The 22,179-nt window shown below is 67.3% G+C and carries 18 protein-coding genes and 1 pseudogene; 4 read left to right on the top strand and 15 right to left on the bottom strand.

The features are described 5' to 3' along the window. The 3 genes and pseudogenes from A3ES_RS0141590 to A3ES_RS0141580 all read right to left on the bottom strand — a co-directional run. A pseudogene (locus tag A3ES_RS0141590) lies at nt 1-180 on the bottom strand (IS256 family transposase); the annotation flags it as partial. A gap of 230 nt (nt 181-410) precedes the next feature. After that, entirely contained in the window at nt 411-4,019 is a 3,609-nt protein-coding gene (locus A3ES_RS0141585) for a discoidin domain-containing protein (protein WP_020392771.1), read from the bottom strand. Nucleotides 4,020-4,185: 166 nt separating this feature from the next. Beyond that, on the bottom strand, nt 4,186-4,626 hold the full coding sequence (locus tag A3ES_RS0141580; protein ID WP_020392770.1) for a pyridoxamine 5'-phosphate oxidase family protein: 441 nt from the start codon (nt 4,624-4,626) through the stop codon (nt 4,186-4,188). Between the two features lie 55 nt (nt 4,627-4,681). Here A3ES_RS0141580 and A3ES_RS0141575 point away from each other — a divergent pair, with 55 nt between their 5' ends. Beyond that, complete coding sequence (locus A3ES_RS0141575) at nt 4,682-5,323, top strand: winged helix-turn-helix transcriptional regulator (RefSeq protein ID WP_020392769.1); 642 nt, start codon at nt 4,682-4,684, stop codon at nt 5,321-5,323. 118 nt (nt 5,324-5,441) lie between these two features. On the opposite strand, the gene A3ES_RS0141570 is transcribed toward A3ES_RS0141575, so the two are convergent. The 10 genes from A3ES_RS0141570 to A3ES_RS0141525 all read right to left on the bottom strand — a co-directional run bounded on the left by A3ES_RS0141570 (nt 5,442) and on the right by A3ES_RS0141525 (nt 14,101). Next, complete coding sequence (locus A3ES_RS0141570; RefSeq protein ID WP_020392768.1) at nt 5,442-7,097, bottom strand: solute symporter family protein; 1,656 nt, start codon at nt 7,095-7,097, stop codon at nt 5,442-5,444. Further along, on the bottom strand, nt 7,094-7,435 hold the full coding sequence (locus tag A3ES_RS0141565; protein ID WP_020392767.1) for a DUF485 domain-containing protein: 342 nt from the start codon (nt 7,433-7,435) through the stop codon (nt 7,094-7,096). Before A3ES_RS0141565 ends, A3ES_RS0141570 begins: the two co-directional genes overlap by 4 nt. 81 nt (nt 7,436-7,516) lie before the next feature. Then, nucleotides 7,517-8,290, bottom strand: a complete 774-nt coding sequence (locus A3ES_RS0141560; protein WP_020392766.1) for a class I SAM-dependent methyltransferase — start codon at nt 8,288-8,290, stop codon at nt 7,517-7,519. 38 nt (nt 8,291-8,328) lie between these two features. Next, nucleotides 8,329-9,057 carry a cytidylyltransferase domain-containing protein gene (locus A3ES_RS0141555; RefSeq protein WP_020392765.1) on the bottom strand — a complete coding sequence of 243 codons (729 nt, stop codon included), beginning with the start codon at nt 9,055-9,057 and terminating at the stop codon, nt 8,329-8,331. Then, entirely contained in the window at nt 9,054-9,884 is an 831-nt protein-coding gene (locus A3ES_RS0141550; RefSeq protein ID WP_020392764.1) for a hypothetical protein, read from the bottom strand. The genes A3ES_RS0141555 and A3ES_RS0141550 overlap by 4 nt, the downstream gene beginning before the upstream one ends. After that, entirely contained in the window at nt 9,884-11,269 is a 1,386-nt protein-coding gene (locus tag A3ES_RS0141545) for a hypothetical protein (RefSeq protein ID WP_237745192.1), read from the bottom strand. The genes A3ES_RS0141550 and A3ES_RS0141545 overlap by 1 nt, the downstream gene beginning before the upstream one ends. Next, the gene (pseC, locus tag A3ES_RS0141540) at nt 11,266-12,390 is read right to left on the bottom strand and encodes a UDP-4-amino-4,6-dideoxy-N-acetyl-beta-L-altrosamine transaminase (protein ID WP_020392762.1); all 1,125 of its coding nucleotides are present in this window, start codon (nt 12,388-12,390) and stop codon (nt 11,266-11,268) included. Before pseC ends, A3ES_RS0141545 begins: the two co-directional genes overlap by 4 nt. Then, complete coding sequence (pseB, locus tag A3ES_RS0141535; RefSeq protein ID WP_020392761.1) at nt 12,390-13,373, bottom strand: UDP-N-acetylglucosamine 4,6-dehydratase (inverting); 984 nt, start codon at nt 13,371-13,373, stop codon at nt 12,390-12,392. The genes pseC and pseB overlap by 1 nt, the downstream gene beginning before the upstream one ends. 73 nt (nt 13,374-13,446) lie before the next feature. Beyond that, nucleotides 13,447-13,884, bottom strand: a complete 438-nt coding sequence (locus A3ES_RS0141530; RefSeq protein WP_202806706.1) for a type II toxin-antitoxin system VapC family toxin — start codon at nt 13,882-13,884, stop codon at nt 13,447-13,449. Continuing rightward, nucleotides 13,874-14,101, bottom strand: a complete 228-nt coding sequence (locus A3ES_RS0141525) for an AbrB/MazE/SpoVT family DNA-binding domain-containing protein (RefSeq protein ID WP_020392759.1) — start codon at nt 14,099-14,101, stop codon at nt 13,874-13,876. Before A3ES_RS0141525 ends, A3ES_RS0141530 begins: the two co-directional genes overlap by 11 nt. Nucleotides 14,102-14,306: 205 nt before the next feature. Between A3ES_RS0141525 and A3ES_RS0141520 the strand changes: the two genes are divergently transcribed. Continuing rightward, nucleotides 14,307-15,341: a DUF8094 domain-containing protein gene (locus tag A3ES_RS0141520; RefSeq protein WP_020392758.1), complete on the top strand. Its 1,035-nt coding sequence runs from the start codon at nt 14,307-14,309 to the stop codon at nt 15,339-15,341. A 31-nt stretch (nt 15,342-15,372) separates the two neighbouring features. Further along, a complete protein-coding gene (locus A3ES_RS0141515) occupies nt 15,373-16,449 on the top strand; it encodes a PseG/SpsG family protein (RefSeq protein WP_020392757.1) in 1,077 nt (358 codons plus the stop codon). On the opposite strand, the gene A3ES_RS0141510 is transcribed toward A3ES_RS0141515, so the two are convergent. Together A3ES_RS0141510 and A3ES_RS0141505 are read right to left on the bottom strand one after the other, a co-directional pair. Then, a complete protein-coding gene (locus A3ES_RS0141510; RefSeq protein ID WP_040456878.1) occupies nt 16,434-18,614 on the bottom strand; it encodes a hypothetical protein in 2,181 nt (726 codons plus the stop codon). The genes A3ES_RS0141515 and A3ES_RS0141510 overlap by 16 nt on opposite strands. Before the next feature lie 50 nt (nt 18,615-18,664). Beyond that, entirely contained in the window at nt 18,665-21,127 is a 2,463-nt protein-coding gene (locus A3ES_RS0141505) for a hypothetical protein (RefSeq protein ID WP_020392755.1), read from the bottom strand. A gap of 56 nt (nt 21,128-21,183) precedes the next feature. Between A3ES_RS0141505 and A3ES_RS0141500 the strand changes: the two genes are divergently transcribed. Next, nucleotides 21,184-22,179, top strand: coding sequence for a glycosyltransferase family 2 protein (locus tag A3ES_RS0141500; RefSeq protein ID WP_020392754.1), 996 nt, complete (start codon nt 21,184-21,186; stop codon nt 22,177-22,179).

Genomic DNA, 22,179 nt, shown 5'->3' with positions numbered 1-22,179 from the left:
GATCTCGGCCTCGAACATGGCCTGCATCACCGCCAGCCCAGCGGCCACACTCATCGCCAGCAGGCCCTCACGGGCCGCGCCGGCGACATCGGCCAGCGCGACACACACCTCGTCAGGCAGATCGGAGAAATTCATGGTGTCGGCCTGCGCGGCCGCGTGCAGAGTAGGTACGGTCTTCATGGCGGTCCCCTTCCTTCGGGTGTTCTTGGTCGTTCACCCGAGACCTACCACCAGGCAGGCCTCAGGTGGGGGACCGCCACCTCAAGTTCCACGAAGACCGGGACAACCTCCCTAGAGACAGGAAAGTCTCTTGGAAGTTGACTTGGCCGCCTACCGGATGGTGGGTGGGCCGGGTCCGCGAATGCAGGGGAGCGGCGGCCGCCGGGGGATGTCCCGGCGGCCGCGCGGCTTTAGTTGCGGATGACGGTGAACGTGCTGGTGGTGTTGCGGATGTCGACCGCGTTGTTGGACAAGGTCAGGTTGGTGAAGGTGGCGGTGCCGACTGCTGGGCCTTCGCCGGGTTCGGGGAGTTCGTTGGCCCAGATGCCGAAGCCGGATTTGGCGTCGAAGGCGTCGCCGGACTTGCGGGCGCCGGAGATCGAGATGTTGGTCAGGATCGTGTCGGCGACCGGGAACAACTGCTGCCCGCCCACATAGTCGGTCTGGAACATGATCCCGCTGTACGTCGGATCGACGATGTCGACGTCGGTCAGCCGGATCCCCTGGAAGATCTTGGTGGCGGAGTAGATCCAGATCCCCGGGAAGGTCTGCGCTCCCCAGAAGTGTCCGCCGGCTCTGACCACCGAGATGTTCTCCCACCGGGTCGGCGGTGTCGCGCCGAAGCCGTTCATCGGGATGCCGAAGTCGAGCGAGCTGATCGTGATTCCGGAGTACACCAACGTGTCCGCCACATACAGATTGCGGAACACGTTGTTGGTGCCGCCGTAGACCGCGAACCCGGCCGCCCGCCACGTCAACGTCGACGAGAGATTCTCGAAGACGTTGTCCCGCACCTCGCCACCGCCGCCGTCGACGGCGTTGAACAACGCGAAGCTGTCGTCACCGGTACTGCGGGCGTCGTTGTTGCTGACCGTGTTGCCGGCCGACCCGTTCGTCATGTTGATGCCGTCGGCAAACATGTCGCGGATCCGGGTGTTCTTGATCGTCGAGTTGTCCGTGTTCGCACCCCAGTACAGGCACATCTGGTGTTCGACCCAGATGTTGTCGATCGTCATGTTCGACGTGCCGTTGAAGTTGAACACCTTGCCGGGACCGTCGTTGCGGCTGTCGTAGTTGCCGAAGTACGAGAACCCGCTGAACGTCGACCCGTTCGCCGACGACGAGGCGTCGAAGCCGACGTCGGTGTTGGTCTGCGTGGTCGGCGCGACGAAGCGGGTGTACCAGGGCCCGGCGCCGATCACCTTCATCGCTCGCCCGCCGACGTTGAACTTGTTCGACGTCGGGTAGTCCCCTGCCGGCAGGTAGACGCCTTGCAGGCTGGAGTTCTGCTGCACCTGGTTGATCGCGTTCTGCACGTCCTGCTGGCTGAACCCGGCCGGTACGACGTACCCCGCACCCGGGTTGGCGATCGGCGCGACCTGCTCGGTGTCGATGAAGTCGATCGCGTAGTTGGTGTTGTTCGCCGGATCCTTCTGCAGCTTGATCTTCGTGCCTGGCGGGAACGTCCCGTCGAGCATGAGGTTCGCCTCGTCGTAGATGTGCCGCGGTGCTCCGGCACCCGGCGAGTTGCCCGGACCGGCTTCCGCGCCGTACAGCCAGGCGTACTTCGAGGTCAGCGGCAGCGCCTTGTGGAAGGCGCCGTTGACGTACACGTTGATCGACGAGTTGATCCCGCCGCCACCGGCCGAGTCCGGGATGGAGAACCGGGTGACGAGCGTGTTCGTGCTCGCCTTGGTAGTGAACTCCACGAAGGAGCCGTTCGAGTTGAGGGTGACCGCACGACGGCCGGACGCCTCACCGGCGAGGTCGCCGATGGTGCGGTTCGGGCCGACTACCAGCGCGCCGCCGCCGACGGTGGCGTCCTCGGCCTCCAGGTGGTCATACGGCATGTTCGCGCCGCGGCCCACGAAGAACGGCTTCTCGCTGGTGTTGTTGGCCCGCTTGACCGGCAACTCGTTCGCGTCGTCGGCGAGCACCACGCGGACGGAGTACCGGCCGTTGACCGCTGTCCATGTACCCAGACTGACCGGAGCCGTGGTGGCGCCGGCGGCAATCGCACCGGAGTACGAGGCTGTGAGAGTCCGTACGACGGTGCTGCCGCTCAGCAGCGTCAACGTGATGCCGTGGGCGCCGGCCGCCGACGCGATGCTGCCCTGGTTCTTGATCGCGACCGAGAACGTCACGGTGTTGCCGGCCGCCGGGTTGCCCGGAGTCCAGCTCACCGCGGAGGCGATCAGGTCCGAGCTCGCGACCGGGGTGACGACCAGCGGGCTGCTGCTCGTTCCCGTGTTGTTGGCGTCGTTCTGCTCGATGATCGCGTTCGACTCGTCCACCTTGGCGCTGAGCGGGTAGCTGCCGGCGTCACGCGTGCCGATCGCTGCCGTCACTGTTGCGGACGCGCCGACGGCGAGCGCGCCGACTGCTGCCGTACCGACCTTCGTGGTGCCGAGGTAGAAGTTGACGTCGGTGGCCGCGGAGGCCGCCGTGCCGGTGTTGTTCACCCGGGCCGACACAGTGATCGTGTCGGTCTCGACCGGTGAGGTCGGGGTCCAGGTCACGGTGGAAACGGTCAGATCCGGGTTCGGGGCCGGGACGCCCATCACCTGGAACTCGGCGACCTGACCGGCCGGGGCGCCGGTGTTGGCGGTGAAGTTCAGCCGTACGTCGGCCACGCGCGCGCTCACCGGGATCGTCACGCTGTTGCCGCTGGACGGGCCGAAGTTGTACGACGCGGAGCCCACGATCGTGGTGAAGCCCGTGGCGCCTTGCTCGCGGCCGAGGATCGAGAACGTCTGGGTGCGGTTGCCCCAGGCATTGTCCGGGTTGAGCCGGATCACGATCGAGCTGAGATCCGCGTTCGCGCCGAGCTCGGTGGTCAGCGTGGCCGGGTTGGCGTTGCCTTCCCAATAGGTCTGCACGTTGTCGTCGTTCGCGTTGGTCGCCACGAAGGTGTGCACGAATCCGGACGCGGTGATCGGCTTGCCCAAAGCGAGGTTGCTGCCGGGGCCGTTGCTACCGCCACGGGTGACGGTGTTGCTGTTCGGCGATTGGTTGCCGACGGCATCTTTCGCGCGGACGAAGTAGCTGACCGAGACACTGGCCGGCTGGTTGTCGGTGTAGGTGAGGACGTTGCCGCCGAGGCTGGTGCGCAGCTCGCCGTTCGCGTACACGTCGTACCCGGTGACGCCGACGTTGTCCGTCGAGGCGTTCCAGGTGAGCCGGATCTGGCCGGCGGCGGGTTCGGTGAAAGCCAGGCTGCCCGGGGCGGTGGGAGCCTGGGTGTCACCGGTCGACGGGCCGTAGACCTCTAGCTCTGACAGCTGACCTGCCGGCCAGCCGGTGTTGGCCGTGATCCGGATCCGGAGGTACCGCACGGTGGATGCGCCGTAGTCGATGGTGACGGCGTTGCTCGGCGGATTGAACGCGCGCGAGGCGGAGGCGGACAGGTCGTTGAAGTTCTGGCCGTCGGTGCTGCCCTGGACGGCAAGCGTCTGGTCGCGCGCGCCCCAGCCGGAGGTCGGTAGCTTCAGGATGACCTGGTTGGTGCTGACGGACGATCCGAGGTCGACCTGGACCCACTGCGGGAACGCATTGTTGGCGCTCTCCCAGTAGGTGCCCTGGTTCCCGTCGGTGACGTTGGACGCGGCGTAGTTCTGGGTACTGCTGCTCGAGGTGGCCGACCTGCCGGCCGCGAGGTTGGGACCGGCCAGTACTGCGGCCGCTGCGGTCGCGCCGGGGCCGGTCACGCCGACCGCGGCGAACATCGGGCCGGCCGACAGCACCAGGCTGCCGACGACCGTGGCAGCCAGCAGCCGCCACCTTCCAGGTGTGGTTCTCATGGCATCCGGGGCCTCTCCGATGGGCGGGGTGGTGAAGGCACAAGGGACTACGGCTGCCAAGAAGTTTGCAGAGATGCTCTAGAAGTTTCGTAGGTTTGCTGAATTCTTGCGCAGCGCTGGCTCATTGTTACGGCAGCGCCACCAGAGCGTCAACGGTTCGGGTCGGTCAGTCCTGTGAGGTGTCTGAGGTGAGCCAGCGGGTTGGGCGGAAGGTGAACAGCAGGACGATGTTGTCCGGGTCGCCGAGTTCGCTCTGGACGTAGCCCTGGGCGTGCTCCTCCGGCATGTAGCGGCGGGCGATCGCCAGCATCTGCTCGTCGGTCGGCTTGCCAACCTCGACCAGCTCGGCTTCGACGGTCACGTACGCCGGTGGCATTTCCTCGCGTTGCACCACCAGCGACACCACGCCGGCGTTCTTGATCTGCTCGATCCGCTTCGGCTTGCGGCGCTGCGTGCCGGTGAACATCGTGATCTCACCGCCGGGCGAGTACGCGTAGAACGTCGGCACGCTGGTCGGCGGCCGGCCGGGCTCGCCCGCCACGCTCAGGACGGCCACGTGAGTATCGGCCAGGAACTCTTCTCGCTGCTGCTCAGTCATTTTCGCCATGCGCTAAGCTTCATAAAAGCAAGTACGGTCTGTCAAGGGGAGTAAGGTAGGAGATATGACGACGAAGACCTACGGCCAGTACTGCGGGGTCGCCCGCGCGCTCGAACTCGTCGGGGAGCGCTGGGCGCTGCTGATCATCCGCGACCTGCTGGTCGGCCCGAAGCGGTACACGGATCTGCGCGCGGGCCTGCCGAAGATCCCGACCAATGTGCTGGCCACCCGGCTGAAGGAGTTCGAGCAGGCGGGTCTCGTCGTACGCCGGGTGCAGCCGCGGCCGTCCGGGGCGATCGTCTACGAGTTGACGGAGTACGGCGCCGACCTCGATGAGGTGGTGCTCGCCTTGGGGCGCTGGGGTGCGCGCTCTCTGGGTGAACTGCGCCCTGACGAGATCATCACCGCCGAGGTACTGGTGATGGCGCTGCGCTCGACCTTCCACCCCAGCAGGTCGAAGGCGAAGTACGAACTGCACTTCGGCGACCTGGTAGTCCACGCCATCGTCGACGGCGCCGACCTGACCGTAGACCTGGGCCCCCTCGAAGGCGCAGTAGTCCTGGAGGCCTTCGCCCCCATCGCCCCTCTCCTCACCGGCGCGATCGACGGCGCAGCAGCGCTTCAATCCGGCCTACTCAAAACCTCAGGCACCGCAAAGCACGTCGACCACTTCGCCGCCACCTTCCCGATCGCCCCCACCCCCTGACCCCGCCACGTGCCAAGCCCACATCTGGTGGGCTTGAACACAAAACGGTGGCCGTGAACAGGAAGGACCTTGTTCACGGCCACCGCATGGTGTTCAAGCCCACCAGATGTGGGCTTGGTCAGTGTTTGGCGGGGCCTTCGGCGCCGGCGCCGGTTAGGGCGCGGACTGAGAGTTCGTTGTAGCGGGCGGTGCTGGTCTTGTCGCGGCCGAGGTAGGTGCCGACCACGCCGAGCAGGAAGCCGAGCGGGATCGAGACGATGCCCGGGTTGGACAGCGGGAACCAGGCGAAGTCGGCGCCGGTGATCATCGACGTCGGCTTGCCCGAGACGACCGGCGAGAAGATCACCAGCACGACGGCCGAGGTCAGACCGCCGTAGATGCTCCAGACCGCGCCCGAGGTGTTGAAGCGCCGCCAGAACAGGTTGAACAGCAGCGCAGGCAGGTTCGCCGAAGCCGCCACCGCGAAGGCGAGCGCGACCAGGAACGCGATGTTCAGCTTCTGCGCCGGAATGGCCAGCCCGATCGCGACCGCGCCGATCCCGATCGCCGCGAACCGCGCGACCCGGATCTCGTTCTTCTCGGTGACCTTGCCCTTGGCCGAATCTTCAGAGCGCAGTACGTTCACATACAGGTCGTGCGCGAACGACGACGCCGAAGTCAGTGTCAGCCCGGCCACCACCGCGAGGATGGTGGCGAAGGCGACCGCGGCGATCAACGCGAGCAGGATCGCGCCACCAAGCGAGTCAGGCCCACCGCCGACCATTTCAGCCAGCAGTACCGATGCGGTGTTGCCCTTCGAGCCCGCGACCGCGCTGTCCTTGCCGGTGTCGAGCAGCGCCGCCGCACCGAAGCCGAGCGCCAGCGTCATCAGGTAGAAGCTGCCGATCAGGCCGATCGCCCACTGCACCGACCTCCGCGCCGACCGCGAGTCAGGCACGGTGTAGAAGCGGATCAGGATGTGCGGCAACCCCGCAGTACCGAGGACCAGCGCGAGGCCGAGGGACAGGAAGTCGATCTGCCCGGTCAGGTCCTTGCCGTAAAGCAGTCCGGGCTGCAGGAACGCCTCGCCCTTGCCCGAGTTGGCCGCAGCCGCGCCGAGCAGCTTGGACGGGTTGAAGTCGAACTTGAGCAGCACCAGGAAGGTGATCAGCAGGGTGCCGGTCATCAGCAGCACGGCCTTCACGATCTGCACCCAGGTGGTGCCCTTCATGCCGCCGATCGTCACGTAGATGATCATCAGCGCGCCGACCAGCACGATCACGCCGGCCTTCAGGCCCTCGCTCTTCACGCCGAGCAGCAGCCCGACCAGCGAACCCGCGCCGACCATCTGGGCGAGCAGGTAGAAGATCGACACCACGATCGTCGAGGACGCGGCGGCGGTCCGGACCGGCCGCTGCTTCATCCGGAAGGCGAGCTGGTCGGCCATCGTGAACCGGCCCGAGTTACGGAGCAGCTCGGCGACCAGCAGCAGCGCGACCAGCCAGGCCACCAGGAAGCCGATCGAGTACAGGAAGCCGTCGTACCCGTAGAGCGCGATCTGGCCGGAGATGCCGAGGAAGGAGGCCGCGGACATATAGTCACCGGCGACGGCGAGGCCGTTCTGAGCGCCGCTGAAAGAGCGGCCGCCGGCGTAGTAGTCGGCGGTGGTCTTGTTCTGCCGGGACGCCCACCAGGTGATGTACAGCGTCACGGCGACGACCGCGGTGAACAGCGAGATGGTGAGAGCCTGGTTGCCGGGCTCCGCGTCGGCGAGTGGGATGAGAAGCGTGGTCACCGGCGGCGCTCCCTCTTGTACTTGGCGTTCAGCCCGCTGGCCAGCGGATCCAGCTTCCGGTTCGCGAACCGGCCGTAGACGAAGGCGATGGCGAAGGTCGAGACGAACTGGAGCAGGCCGAAGATCAGCGCGACGTTGATGTGCCCGACCACCTGGTGACTCATGAAGTCACGCGCCCAGTTGTTGCAGGCGACATAGGCCAGGTACCAGACCATGAACGCGACCGTCCACGGCACGACGAAGTTCTTGTACCGGCGTTTCAGCTCCTGGAAGTCGGCCGCCTCGTGGACGGCCTCATACGCACGGGCTTCTCGCTCGTGCCCAGTTTCCTCTGACATTTGCACCCCTCGTCTCGGAACGCGAACAGGTGCACGTTAGCGGCTGGTCGGTGATTTGTGACCCGCTGCAACCAAAACGTTTCAGGCCATTGTGCGGCGGTAGTTGGCCAGATCGCTGGGGCGGGTGCGGTAGCAGTTGGTGAAGTACGGCATCCGCAGCGGCTCCGGCGGCCGGGCCGTGCTGTCGTAGATCGCGTCGATCTGGTCCAGCACCGACTCCCGCCGCGACTCGGTCAGTACCGCGACCCGCGAGTGCGACTGGGCGAGTTGCTTCAGGCCGGACCGGTCGAGGTCGTGCCAGTGCCGGAAGCGTGCCGTCTCGACCAGCGAGAACAGGTCGGACTGCAGCAGCACCGGCATCGGGTCGAACTCGTCGTTGCCGGCCAGGAAGTCCTCGCCGATCATCGCCCGGTGCAGCCGGCGGATCCACGGCACTACCGTGTCGTAGTTGTTCCAGAGCAGCCCGAGGACGCCATGCGGGCGCAGTACCCGGGCGATCTCGGGCAGCGCGCGGCTGTGGTCGAACCAGTGGAAGGCCTGCCCGACGATCACCGCGTCGACCGACGCCTGCGCGAGTGGGATGGACTCGGCGGCGCCGACCATCGTGTCGACCCCGGGCAGCCGGCGGCACAGCGACAGCATCTCCTCGGACGGATCGACGGCCACCACATCGTGCCCGAGCGCGGCGGCGACCTGGGTGAGCTTGCCGGTACCGGCCCCGAGATCGAGGATCTGCAGCCGCCCCGGACCGAGGATCCAGGTCAGCGCGTCGGCAGGGAACGTCGGCCGGCCCGCGTCGTACGCGGCCGCGACGGCGCCGAAGGAGTGCGCGCGTTCTGAGTCATCGGTGGTCATCACCGTAAATCATGCCGTAGCCACCGCGTCGCGCGTCGTTACTCGCCGAGCTTCTTCTGCTCGATGTGCGCGTTGAGCGCGGCGAGTTCGGGATGTTCGGCCAGTTTCGCGACCAGATCGGCGCAGTCGAGCGTGCTCGCGTGGTGATCCTCGAGCAGTGCGGTGAGCAGCAAACGGTCGTCTTCGGTGTCCAAAGTCAGCCGGTACTGCGAGCCGCCGCCGCTCCACGCCAGGTTCAGCAACCGGACGTCGCCTGGCCGATTCTGGTGCAAGTACGGCGTGACGTGCTCCCGATCGGCCGGGAGAGTCGCCTTCGCGTCGGCCTCCAGCAGCCTGGAGGCCGAGAACACCTCGTAGTCCATTCCGCGCGGGAAGGTGCGCTCCAGGCAGTTCGACAGGTACAGGTTCTCGTCGTTCTCCGCCCGCCAGCGGTCGACGCCCGAGGCAACGATCTCGGCGTCGATCAGCGGACAGTCCGAGGTGACCCGGACGACCCCGTCCAACCCGTACTGCGAAGCCGCGCCCGCGAAGCGCGAGAGCACGTCCTGCTCGCTGCCCCGGAACACCGGGATGCCGGCCTTTTCCGACAGCTCGACAATCGGATCGTCGTCAACGTTCGTCGTCGTCGCCACGATCACCGGCAACCCGGTCGCGACCAGCCGGTCCAGGTGGTACTCGAGAAAGGTCCGGCCGGCGGCGGTGAGCAGCACCTTGGCCGGGAGCCGGGTGCTCGTCGCGCGAGCCTGGGTGATGATGCCGATCTTCACAGGAATGCTATCTTGGTCGTCCAGTGGAACATCTCCCGGATCTCCGCCGGGTGGGCGAGGTTCTCGACACCGAGCTCGGTGTCGGTGAACTCGCGGGCCTGCTCGAGCGGCACGTAGGGCTGGTCCATTTCCGGCCACATCCGCTTGATCCGCGCCTGACCGCCGAACGACGGGTGCTCGTGCTCCAGCAGCATCGGGTCGCCGTAGACGCCGGGCTGCAGGCCGAGCGAGGCGCCGTACAGGACCGCGGAGCTGAGCCGGTTCGAGGCGACCCGGCGGTGTCTGCGGATCTCCTTGAGCTGCTTGAGCAGGAAGTCCTTGTCGGTCTTGCGCCAATGCAGGCCGCGGTAGCCGTGCGTGATGACGCGGAAGCCGGCCTGCTCGTAGACCTGCCGGATGGCCGGCTTCTCGTACTCGTTCCAGTACAGGCAGACCGTCACCGGGCCCTGCTCGTGCTCGTTGATCGAGGCAACGATGCGGCCGTGGTCGCCCAGTACGTGCTGACCTTCCCAGCCGTGGAACGGGTAGAAGATGGTGCCCTCGGCATCGTTCGCCGGTGTCGCCAGCTCGGGATGCACGCGGAGCAGGTACAGCCAGGGCGCGCCGATCACCGAGTGGTTGCGCAGCCCCATCGACCAGCCGCGGCGCCGGACGCTGTCCGACCAGACGAACTTCGGCATCCCGGCGACGAACGCGGTGTTGTATGCGAACCCGTCGAGGATGTTCCAGCCGTGCTGGAGATAACCCCAGATCCGCGGCGACCCGCGCAGCCCGGCGTACGCGGCCATCACGTGCGCGTGACCGTAGAAGTGGTTGGCGTGGTGCATCAGAGCCGCCGGATGCGCTTCACGACGACGCGGGCGGGATTCAGTACCGCATGGCCGATCCGGTACGGCCGGGACCGCCGGATCCCGTCCAGCTGGCTCTCGAACCAGGTCGCCTGCTCGTTGGCGTCGGCAAGCTCCTGTGACAACCGTGCGATGGTGGCCAGCTGCTCGGCCTGGCCCTGTGGCCGAAGGTTGTCGAGGGCAACAGTCAGTTCCGCTGTCACCTCAAGGCCCGCCATCGCTGCAAGCCGTGCCGTCAGCGTCTGGGTGTCACCCGCCCATGGTTGCCGAGAGCCCGCTTCCTGTGCCCGCCGGACGAACCGCGCCAGGTGCTCGACGGCGCCACCGGAAACCACCACCCCGCTACCGAACAGCCGGTACGCCGTACCGTCCGCGATCACGTTGTCCGGCGAGGCGATGGCCGCCGACTCCGCATCCAGCGAAGCCAGCCATGCGACGTAGGCCGGCACAGTACGCCGAAGTGCTGCCTGGTCGTCGACCTTCAATGCCTCAAGCAACTGTTCTTCGAGCAACACGCCTTCGCCCGCCGCCACAGCACCGATCGGCAGGACCTCCGGAGCAGTGTCGCCGATGGCGAAGTACCAGACCGGCGCCAACTCCAGACCGAGGCCGGCGGCCACTGCGTCCTGGACGAGACGGTAGGGATCCATCAGCGTGGGGCCGTTGTAGCGGGCGGCGACGGACCTGCCGATTGCCGCTGCCGTCAGCGGGCCTTGCGGGTCGGTCAGGGCGAGATCGGCGCTCACCAGATCGGGGTAGACGGCATGGATCGTGGCGCCCACGCCGAGCGGTCCGAGAGCCGCCTGGACCGACGGCAAGCCGACCGGAGCATCGAGCGCACCGGTGATATCGCGAGGCCAGTCCTCGTTGCGCGGCACGGCGGCCATCACCTCGGGCTGGATCAGCCGCTCGATCCCGAAGCGATTCTCGGCAGCCAGCAGCAACCGGCCGCGTGGTGCCATCCGCGCCTTCAGAACTGCGAGCGCGTCGGTCCACGTCATCGCGGGGGTATCCGGACCCACCAAGCGGTGCATCCCGTCGAGCGCCACGACCACGTCGTACAGGTCGGTGCCGGTGAAGCGGTCGAGGGCGCCGCAGTACACGCGGCCGGTGACGATCCGCGCGATCTGCTCGGCATCCGGCGCGGACCGGACCAGGACGTCGACCGACGCGGTCCTGCTCGCGATCAGCTCCAGCACCTGCAGCGAATGCGGACCCGCGACCAGCACCTTGTCACTCGGCCGCAGAGTCGCGGCCAACAGCGCGCCCGTCGCCCGCCCACCGGCCGCCGGACGACCGTCGGTGGGACGCAAGTCGGACCAGTTGAGCATCTCCGCGCCAACCATCAGCAGGCTAGTAGTCACCGCACCAGTTTCATCAGTGTCTCGATCACCCGGTCGACGTCGGCGTCGGTCAGGTCGGGGTACATCGGCAGCGAGAGCTCCTCGCGGTAGAACTGCTCCGCGTTGGGACACAGGCCGCGCTGGTAGCCCTGTTCGGCGAAGACAGGGTGCCAGTAGACAGGAATGTAGTTCACCTGGACACCGATCCCGGCAGCGCGCATCCCCTCGAACACCTCGCGGCGGCGACCGCCAAGCACCCGCACCGGGTAGAGGTGCCAGGCCGGATCGACGCCGGCCCGCTGCACCGGAGTACGGAGTCCGTCCACGGAGGCCAAGGCTTCGTTGTACTTCGCGGTGATCTCGGTGCGGCGTTGTTTGAAGGCCGCCAGCCGGCGCAGCTGGGACAACCCGAGTGCGCAGGCGAGATCGGTCAGCCGGTAGTTCACGCCGAACTCATGGACTTCCTGGTGCCACGGGCCCTCGTCGGTGATCTTGAAGCGCGACGGATCCCGGACCAGCCCGATGAAATGGAACTCGTGTACCCGCTGGGCGACCGCGGGATCCTTGGCGACGACGGCACCGCCCTCACCGGTGGTGAGGTTCTTGGTCGGGAAGAACGACAGCGTGGTCACGTCGGCCAGGTCGCCGACCGGGCGGCCGTTGGAGAAACCACCGACGGAGTGGGCCGCGTCGTCGAGCGTCGAGGCACCGACCCGATCCGCGATCGGCTGGAGCGCGTCGTAGTCCGCCGGGTGGCCGGCGTAGTCGACGGCTGCGATCACCTTGGTGCGATCCGTCGTGACCGCGTCGACGGCCGCCGTGTCGAGCAGCGCGGTGTCTTCCTCGACGTCGGCGAAGACCACCTTCGCGCCCAGGATCGCGGCGCAGGAGGCGGTCGCGACGAAGGTCATCGGCGTGGTCACCACCTCGTCGCCGGGGCCGACGCCGAGCCCGGCGTACGCCATGTGCAGTGCGGCGGTGCCGGAGGTGCAACTGACCGCGCGGTGACCGCCGGCGAGCTCGGACACCGCGGTCTCGAAGGCGGTCACGGCCGGGCCGGTGGTCAGCCAGTCGCCACGCAGTACCGCGGTGACTGCCTCGATGTCCTCAGCCGAGATCGACTGACGCCCGTAGGGAAGCATCAATCCTCGTTGTCCAGGACCTTGCGGATCTCCTCGATGGAGTACCACTGGTCGTTGGTGTCGGAGGCGTAGTGGAAGCCGTCGATGACCGGCAACCCGGCGGCCGGCGGGGTGTAGCCCCAGGTGGCGAGGTCGGGCTGCAGGACGAACCGGTTGCCGAGGGACAGCGCGCGGCGGCCTTCCTCCGGGCTGATCATCTCCTCGTGCAGCTTCTCGCCCGGGCGCAGGCCGATGTCGTGCATGGTGGCGCCGGGCGCGATCGCCTCGGCCAGGTCGGTCACCTTCATCGACGGGATCCGCGGCACGTACAGCTCGCCGCCGGTCATCAGCTCGAACGAGTCGACGACGAACTGGACCGCCTCCGGCAGCGTGATCAGGAACCGGGTGCAGCGCAGGTCGGTGATCGGCAGCGACTGGCCGGCCTCGTGCAGCGCGCGGAACTTGGGGATGATCGAGCCGCGGCTGCCCATCACATTGCCGTACCGGACCACGCTGAAGCGCGTCTCGTACGCCGCCGCGTAGTGGTTGCCGTTGATGAACAGCTTGTCCGCCGTCAGCTTGGTCGCGCCGTACAGGTTGATCGGGCTGGACGCCTTGTCGGTGGACAGCGCGACGACCCGCTTGACGCCGGAGTCGATACTCGCCTCGATCACGTTCTGCGAGCCGATCACGTTCGTCTGGACGAACTCCCACGGGTTGTACTCACCGCTGTCGACCTGCTTCAGCGCGGCCGCGTGCACGACGTAGTCGACCCGGTGCATGGCCCGCATCAGCCGGGGCCGGTCGCGGACGTCACCGAGGAAGAACCGCAGCCGCGGGTCGTCACCGAACGCGGCCCGGACCTCCCACTGCTTCAGCTCGTCCCGGCTGAAGACGATGATCCGGCGCGGATCGAGCCGCTCCAGCGCGTGCCGGATGAACGCCCGGCCGAAGGACCCGGTGCCTCCGGTGACGAGAATGTCGGAGCCGGTGAGGATGGACACGTCAGACCCTTCTGAGCCACAGTTCCGTACCACGCGATCACAAAGCGCAAGTCCGTACCTTAGCGGGAGTGCTCTAACCGGGCGTCACTAGCTCGATGCTCGGGAAGTAGGTCTGGAAGCGCGCGGTGTCGCGAGTGATCAGCCGGTACCTGTTCACTGCCGCATGGGCGCCGATGTAGAAGTCAGGCAGCGGCGAGCTCTTCTGGCCGCCCCGACGGCGGTAGGCGACGAACGCCCGGGAGGCGAGGAAGCCCGCCGGGTAAGGGAGCGCCTCCCGAAGGAAGTCGGTCGCAGGCAAGGCCGCGTCGACGGTTTCGATCCGGTCGAATCCGGCGCAGACCTCCGCGTAGATGATCGGGTTGATCACCAGATTGCCGATGTCCCGAGCCCCGGCGACTGCTTCGGCAGACCAGTCGGCCCACTCCGCGTCGTCCGTCAGGATGTCCAGCAGCACACAGGTGTCGACCATGGTCGCCACCGGACGAACAGCTTGCCTGGGGTCAATCGCCACGCAGTAGCTCCATCAGTTCCTCTGTGCTCATCGGGGTCGTCGCCCTGCCGCGCATCTCCCGGACCAGCCGCTGGCCATGCGTCTCGCTGCCATGGGCCCGCCTGATCCGCAGCGCAGTACCGTCCTCGACCACCTCGAGCTCGTCGCCTTCGTGGAGGTGGTGCTTGGCGCGCAGCGCGGCGGGGATGGTGACCTGGCCCTTGCTGTTCATCCGCATTGGTCCTCCTACGTAGTACGTCTCCTACGTATTACATCCTACCGCGAACTGACCGGATGTCCGGCCTCGCCGTCCGGTACGGAAGCCGCGCTCGGTCAAACGCAGTACCGGTCGAGGCGCGCACGAGCACACCGGCACCCGCGCCACCGGACGGATGGGAGATCATCGGGCGGCTCCAACCTTCAACCGAAAGCGAGACATCGAAATGCGCTGGACCCGGGCGACCACTCTGGTCGTTGCTCTCCTCGTCGCGACGGCAGGCTGCGGCGGTGACCAGGAGGAGGGCGCCGAAGACCGCACTGGAACCGCCTCCTCCACGCCGCCCCCGTCGCCCCGGCCGAAGCCGGCCCCTGCGATCACCGTGCGCGGAGCGGAGGCCGTACTCAAGCTATACCTGCCGGCCGTCAACCGGGCGAACGGGAAGAGGGACCCTGCCCAGGCGTCGAAGGTGGAGACGGGATCGGCTCTTCAGATCCACACGGCGCAGTACCGCGTGTACCGGAAGAACAACTTGAGATATCCCTCGGTCAAGTACGTCGGTGCGCTGGGCTCGGCGCCGATGGTCACCGGATATCCCCGGTGGTTCTTCACTGCCGCGGTGGACCGTGGTTCGGAGCCTGCAACGCGGGACTTCCTGCTCTTCGTCCAAGAGCGCAGCGGTGCGCCGTGGCGCGTGACCTACGCACCATTCTCCAGTGTGGCCACCGGTCCGCTCGCGCCCGGAGTCGACGTTGCTGACTTCCCCGCCGTAGTGCCGGCCGGCGACACCGGCCTGGCAATCTCACCAGGTAAAGTCGCCGCGGCCTTGGCCGACGCCGCGACCCAGGGCAGCAAGAGCCCGTACGTCAAAAAGTTCGCGCCCAACGATCTCCTCAAGAAAGTGCGCGCCCGGATCGACAACGACCGTGAGGCCTACACGAGCAACGGCTGGGCCGGGACCAGCCGGGCCGTGGACGCCAAGACCCCGGCGTATGCCGTGCGGACGAAGTCCGGCGGTGCGCTCGTCTGGTTCGGGCTCGACCTGCATCACTCCTATCGCAACAAGGGCAAGACCAACATGGTCTGGGAAACCGAGTCCGTCGGCGACATGCAGCAAGGGTTCGGGGTGCCGTCCGAGATCACCTCGTCGATCACTCGCCAGGAGCGCTACGAACTGGTCGTCTACATCCCCCCGAAGGGCAAAGGGATGATGCGCCTCATCGCGGGACGCTGGTTCCCGCTGTCCGTCCGCGGCAGCTGATCCGATCCGGCGGCGAGCAGGAGTCGGCTTGATGGACGACAACGTGGGTGCCTGTCTGGACTACGGTCTTGGCGTGGATCGGGTGTTGCGGGTTGGGGTCAGGTGTGATGTGGGGGTCCGGCGTGGGGTCGGGCATGTGATGCGGAGCCTTGCGTTCGCGGAGGAGTTGCGGGGGCGTGGGGTCGAGGTGGTGTTCGTTTGTGACAGCCACATCGTGCCCTGGGTGGACGAGCAGCTCCGGGCTCGCGGGATTCCGGTCGAGGCGGCTGTGTGGCTGCCGGCGGAGCATGTCGAGCTGGCGAAGCGGTTGCGGCTTGATGCGGTCGTGTTCGACTCCTACGACCTGCCGGGTGAGGTGTTCAGCGCAGTACGGCGGTCAGGGGTGCCCACCCTCGCGATCGTGGATGGCGACCTGCGGGGTGCCGACGCCGACGTAGTGGTGGATCAGAATCTCGGGTCTGAGCTCGATCAGCCGAAGTTGCCCAAGGGAGCCGTGAGGCTGGCTGGGCTGGACTACGTGTTGCTGCGGGATGAGGTGCTCTCGCTGAGGCCAGCGGAGCCACCGGCGGCACAGGCGAGCGCAGTACCGAAGGTGTTTGCGTTCTTCGGCGGCACTGACGCCTACGGAGCCGGTCCGTACGTCGTACAGGCTCTCGCGGCGACAGGTGTGCCGTTTGAGGCGACAGTGGTTGCTCCCGGAGACAACCTGGCCGCAGGGATCGACGCAGTACCGCTCGGGCCGGGCCAGCGGGTGGAGGTCATCCGCCCCACCTCACAGCTAGCCAAGTTGGTAGTGGAGTCCGACCTGGTCATCAGCGCCTCCGGTACGTCGACCTGGGAGCTGCTGTGTCTCGGAGCCACAGCCGGCCTCGTGTGCGTCGTGGACAACCAGGCGATGGGCTACGAGCGAGCAGTAGCCACCGGTGCCGCCGCAGGGGTCGGCACGTTGGCTGAGCTGAAGGCGGATCCGACAACGGCAGCCGCCGTACTACGGACGCTGCTCACCAACCCGCAGGAGCGTGCCCAGCTCGCCCGGGCCGGTTGGAAGCTCGTGGACGGTCGAGGCAGAGCACGCGTCGCGGACGCGCTCATTCACCTGATCTCGTAGATCGTGGCGTCCAGCGTCGCGTGCCGCAGCCGGACGTACTGTTTCAGCGCGGGCGACACCTCACCGGCCAGGTTGTCGGCGTAGAGCCAGCGCACTCCCAGCTTCCGCAGCCGCTCGATCACTGCCATCGAGGGGGAAGTAAAGGCGGCGTCGTTCGCCGTCAGTTGGTCCTTGTTCCAGTACGGCACCTTGCTCGGGTCGACGCCGGTAGTGGCTGAGATCCGGCTCGACCTGTTGGTTCGCACCCACCCCTCGAGCAGTACCTGCCGCTCGGACAGTGCGGCGATCCAGAAGTGCCGGCTGTCGCACGCATTGCCCTGCCGGGCGATGCAGTGCGCATTGGTGGCGACCAGGTCGTTGCGGGAGCTGTTCTTCTTCAGCCAGCGAGCAGCACTCGCCTGGGCTTCGGTCGGACCACCCCGGCTGGGCCGGCCGTAGACGACATCGCTCGCTTGTTCGGACACCAGCCCGATCAACGGCAGCGCGGCCGCACCGACCATGCAGGCAGCGACCAGAGCGGCGAAGAAGGCTGTCGCGAGCCCGCCACTGCGCCGGCTGGCCTTCCAGCCGACAGCGACCAGCAACCCGACGGCCACCATCGCCCCGACAGACCAGAGCAACGGCTCCTTCACGCCCTTGAGATCCGTCGCGCCCCAGCGGGTTAACCCGCAGCCGATCAACCCGAGCGCGGCCGCCGCACCGACCAGTGCGATGCCCAGGCGGTCCTCCAGCCGCTCGACCAGCCTCGTCAGCCCCACACAGGACAGCACTGCCAGGAACGGAAAGGCCATCCGGTAGAACGACAGCGGCTGAGTGGTCAAGAGCGCGGCCACGCACCCACCGATCGCGAAGCCGGCCGCGAAGATCCCGCCCGGATCCCGCCAGAACCGCCGCAGGAACAACACCCCGACGACCGCGAGCCCCCAGGTCGCGAGAATCACGGCTGCGCTGTACGGCGGCAGGCCCACGAAGAGATCGCCGAATTTCACCTGCAGCCCGGACGACTCACCGCCGTAGACGATGATCGCCGACCCGATGAACAACCCCAGCGCGATCAGTACGCCGAAGAACGCGGCCCGCGTCGACCGCCGGAACAGGAACACCAGCAAGAACCCGCAGATCACCATAGGCAGCACAGTCGCCTTAGCCCCGGCGGCAGCCAGCATCACCAGGAGCAGCAGCACCCAGCGACTCCGGGGCGGCTGTTTCCGCAGTACGTCGATGGCCAGGATCGCCAGCACGAGCGCGAACATCAGGCCCAGGTTCTGGGTCGGGCTCAGATAAGCCCCGGCCACCATCGAGACCCCGCCGAGCGACAGGTCGTGCAGCGGTTCCAGAGCTCCACCAAGGCCAGCAACCAGTACTGCGAGCGGCCCTGCCCAGACAGCGGCGCTCGAGGGCTCACCACCGGGCAGTTGGGTGAAGCGCTGCGTCAGCGCGAAGACCAGCGCACACCCCGCCAGCGCGAACGGCAGCCAGATCAGGGCGTAGATCAGCTGAGTGAGGTTGATCCCCGTCGCCCACGAGGTGGCCGCGGAGACCTGATGGAAGAACGTATGGAACTTCATCGGCTCGCCGCCGATCCACAACGGCACGATCGGTACGTCGGCCTTCGCGCTGGCGGCTAGCGCCTGGTGGAACGCCATCCCCGGATCACTGACCAACGGATCCGTGTACGCCGGTGCGTAGCGCTCCGGGCCCTTGCGGTAGATCGCGAACAGCACGAGCACGGTCGACACCGACAACATCCACGCAGTCAAGGGCGCGAGCGGTGCCTCGACCCGGCGCCAGACCCGGTTGCGCACATCGCGATCGAGCACGCCGAGCACCAGCACGATCGGGGCCCAGACCCACGCCCAACACTGCAGACCCACGGACGCGCTCGCGAGGTACACGATCAGCTGGGCCGCCGTACCGATCGCGAAGCCGGCGGCGAAATCCTCTACCAAACTCCGGCGGTAGGCGCCGATCACTCGCCACAGCACCAGCCCCGGCAACGTCACGAGGGCCGCCAGGTACAGGCCGAACTTCAAGACGTCGAACACCGGCGCCCGGGAGATCAGCAACACCAGGACCAGCAACAGCACCGGTAACGCCGCCATCCGCCCCGCGAGGGTTCCGGCGCCGGTTTCCTTCGGCCCGCGCCGCCGAGCCCTGGAGTGCATGCGGGTCACCCTAATGCCGCAACGGTTCCAATGCGTAGGCGGACTGTCACTCAGGGGAGTTCGTAGACAAGGGCGTCAGAAGCCTTGAAGCGCAACGTGGCAAGACTGTTCAGGGCGCTTGAGACGATCGTCTGAGTCGGGTCGGCGTAGAGCCAGCGGACGCCGTACTTCTCCCGCAGGATCCGCAGGTTGTCCCTGGTCGGCGCGACGAAGACGATGTCGTTGTCCTGCAGTCGCGGCTGGTCCCAGAACGGCAGCGAGTTCGGGCCCATCCCGGTGCCGGCGACGAGGTCGTTCAGGGTGTTCGTGTAGGCCCAGCCCTCGAGCAGGACATGTCGCTCGGACAGCGCCGAGATCCAGAAGTGCCGGGCGTCGCAGCCGATCGTGTTCTTCATCGCGCAGTGCGCGTTGGTCGCGATCAGCTCGCCGGGTGCCGCGTGGTCGCGCAGCCAGATCGCCGCGGCCGCCTGGCTGGTCGTTGGCCCGAGCAGTTGCTTGTCTGTCTGCGGCGCAAGGACGACAGGCTTGTACTCCGCCATCGCCTGCACCGGGAGGAACAGGCCCGCACCCATCCCGGCGAGCACGAAGGACGCCAGCGCGATCCGGCTCGGGCGCCCTCGCCGGTGGCCGTATTTCCACCCGGCTGTCACCACACCGGCGACGAGGAGGAGCAGCCCGATCGTCCACACCCACGGACCGATCAGGCCAGTCAGCGATCCGTCAGCCTGCCGGAACGGCTTAGCATCTGCCTTCACGATCGCCCGCGCGGCCGCGGTCGCTCCAACTCCACCCACGACCGAGGCCAGTACGACGAGGTCAGAGCGCTTGTCGGCGAACCAGAACACCAGCATCCACACGCCGGCCGCTGCGAGCGCGGCAATCACCGGTACTGCGGTGCGGTGGAAGTACAGCTGGCTCGTACCGGGCTGATCGGTCAGCACCATCGCGCTGAAACCGGCGATCGAGATGCCGACCAGGAAGATCATTCCGGGATCGCGGAACCAGCGGGCCGCAGTACCGGTGAGAACCAGGAGGCCTGCTGAGCCGAGAATCAGCCCGAGGCAGGCGGTGATGCCGCTGATCCACATCGCGCTGTGGTCGAACTGGCCCGACGGCAACGGGTCGGCGATGAGTGGATAGATGCCGATCTTGGCGAACGTCACCCAGGGCTTCACCGCGAGCCCGGACGAGTGCATCCCGAAGACCACCACGATCGAGGCCGCGAACAGGCCGCCGAGGACCGCTGCTGTGATGACGGCAGCCCGGGCCAGCCGGCCGTAGCAAAGCCGGACGAAGACGACCAGCGCGAGCCCGCAGATCACCAACGGCAGCACAGTCGCCTTGGAGCCGGACGCGGCCGCGGCGATCACCACGAACATCACCCAGTCGCTGGGCGCGCTCCGGCCACGCAGAACGTCGATCCCGATGATCGCCAGCAGGACGATCAGCGCACCGCCGAGGTTCTGCGTCGGGCTGCCCCAGACGTAGTTCATGAGGCCCTCGGACAACAGCGAGGCCTGCGGATAGGCGCTGACCGTGCCACCCACGGACGCGACCGCGATCGCCAGTGGACCCGCCCAGCGCGAGCTCGGAGCCAGCCGGTCGGTGAGGGCGAAGATCAGTGCGGTGCCGGCGATCAGCAGCGGTACCCAGCCGATCGTGTAGACGAGGTCGGTCAGGTTCACCCCGGTCGCCCAGGACGTGGCAGCGATGAACTGGTGCCAGAAGTAGTGGTAGTCCATCTGCTCGCCACTGACGTACGGCGCCTGCAGTGGGAAGTCGTACTTCGCGCTGGCAGCCAATGCTTGGTGGAACGCCATGTCGGGCGAGTTGGAGCGGGCATCCGTGTACGGCGCCGGCACGAGGTTCCGGTAGCGCCCGGTGCCGTACAGAGGCAGTGCACAAGCCAGGACGATCAGCCAGGCGGTCAGTGGATGCACAGGGCGCTCGACCTTGCTCGTCACTCGTCGACGCCAGGTCGGTACGGACACAGCGACCACTAGGACGGGTACGGCCCACAGCCAAGCCCACTGCTGTAGTCCGAGCGGTGCCACCGCCAGGTAGACCAGCAGCAGGATGGACACCCCGACCAGCGACCCGGCGGCGACGTCCTCGATCAGGTTGTGCCGGAACGGGCTGGCCAGCCGCCACAGGATGAAGCCGGGCAGCGTCAGCCCGAAGACCCAGAACCGCAGCAGCGCCACGATGCTGTCCCCGGATGCGTGCCCAGCCATCAACCAGATCGCTAGGGCGGCCAAAGCGACTCCGGAGCCGGCTTTGACCAGGCGTGCGGTCAGCGTCTCGGGAGCCTGCCGCGCCGGTGCGGAAGGCGGCCGGATGATCGCCCGCAGCTTCCGCGACGAAGCCCGCCGCCGGGCAGCTTCCCGGAGTTGGGTTTCCTCGATCTCCCGGGCTCGTTCCAGCTGACGAGCGGTCTCGCGCCGCAGGGCTGCCTCGCGCCGACGTTCAGCGAGGCTGGTGGCGCGAGGCGCATCGCCCGTCACGATTGACACCGGAGCAGCCTATCCGCGCAACGGCCCGAGTAATCTCCCCCGCAGGAGGTCCCTTCATGCCAGCAAGCCAGCCTGTTCTGTCCGTCGTCGTGCCGATGTACGACGAGGAAGAGGTGCTGCCGATCTTCTTCGAGCGGATGCACCCGCTGCTGGACGGATTGGGGATCTCCTACGAGGTGCTGGTGGTCGACGACGGCAGCCGAGACAAGACGGCCGCGCTGGTCACCGAAGCGGCTGCGCAGTGGCCGCAACTCCGGTTGGTTCGTCTGCTCCGCAACTCCGGCCACCAGGCCGCTCTGTCGGCTGGTTTCCGCCGGGCGCGCGGGGAGTACCTCGTCAGCATCGACGCCGACTTGCAGGACCCGCCCGAGGTCATCGCTGACCTGATCGCCACAGCCCGCGAGAAGGACGTCGACGTCGTGTACGGCGTGCGCTCCGACCGTTCGAGCGACTCCTGGCCGAAGCGGACGACAGCGCGGATGTACTACCGGCTCATGTGCCGTCTGGTCGGCAAGCAGATCCCGTTCGACGCCGGTGACTTCCGGCTCGTCTCGCGACGAGTGGTCGACGCGGTGAACGGGCTGCCCGAGGACGGCCGGGTGTTCCGGCTGGTGATCCCGTGGCTGGGCTTCCCGAGTGCCGAGGTCGCCTATGTCCGTGCAGAGCGGGCGGCCGGCGTGACGAAGTACAACTGGTCGAAGATGTTCCGGCTGGCCTTCGACAGCGTGACCGCGTTCTCGGCGGCGCCGCTCAGGCTGGCCACCTGGCTCGGGTTGCTCGGTGGGCTGCTGTCCTGCGCGGTGGTGGTCGCTGCACTGATCATCAAGCTCGCCGGCAACAGCATCCCCGGTTGGACGTCGACAGTACTCGCAGTGGGAGTGATCGGCGCGATCCAGCTGCTCTGCCTCGGCTTGCTGGGCGAGTACGTCGCGCGCCTGTTCCAGTCGAGCCAGCGCCGCCCGCAATTCCTCGTCGGCTACGACAGCCTCGAGGACCCTGGCCATCACAGTTACACCGAGGCGATCGAAGCCCGGGAGACGGACCAGCGGTAA

The sequence above is a fragment of the Kribbella catacumbae DSM 19601 genome, from assembly GCF_000372465.1.
GTDB classification, from domain to species: Bacteria; Actinomycetota; Actinomycetes; order Propionibacteriales; family Kribbellaceae; genus Kribbella; species Kribbella catacumbae.
Note: the sequence above shows the minus strand (reverse complement) of the source record. Positions and strands in the feature narration are given on the sequence as shown.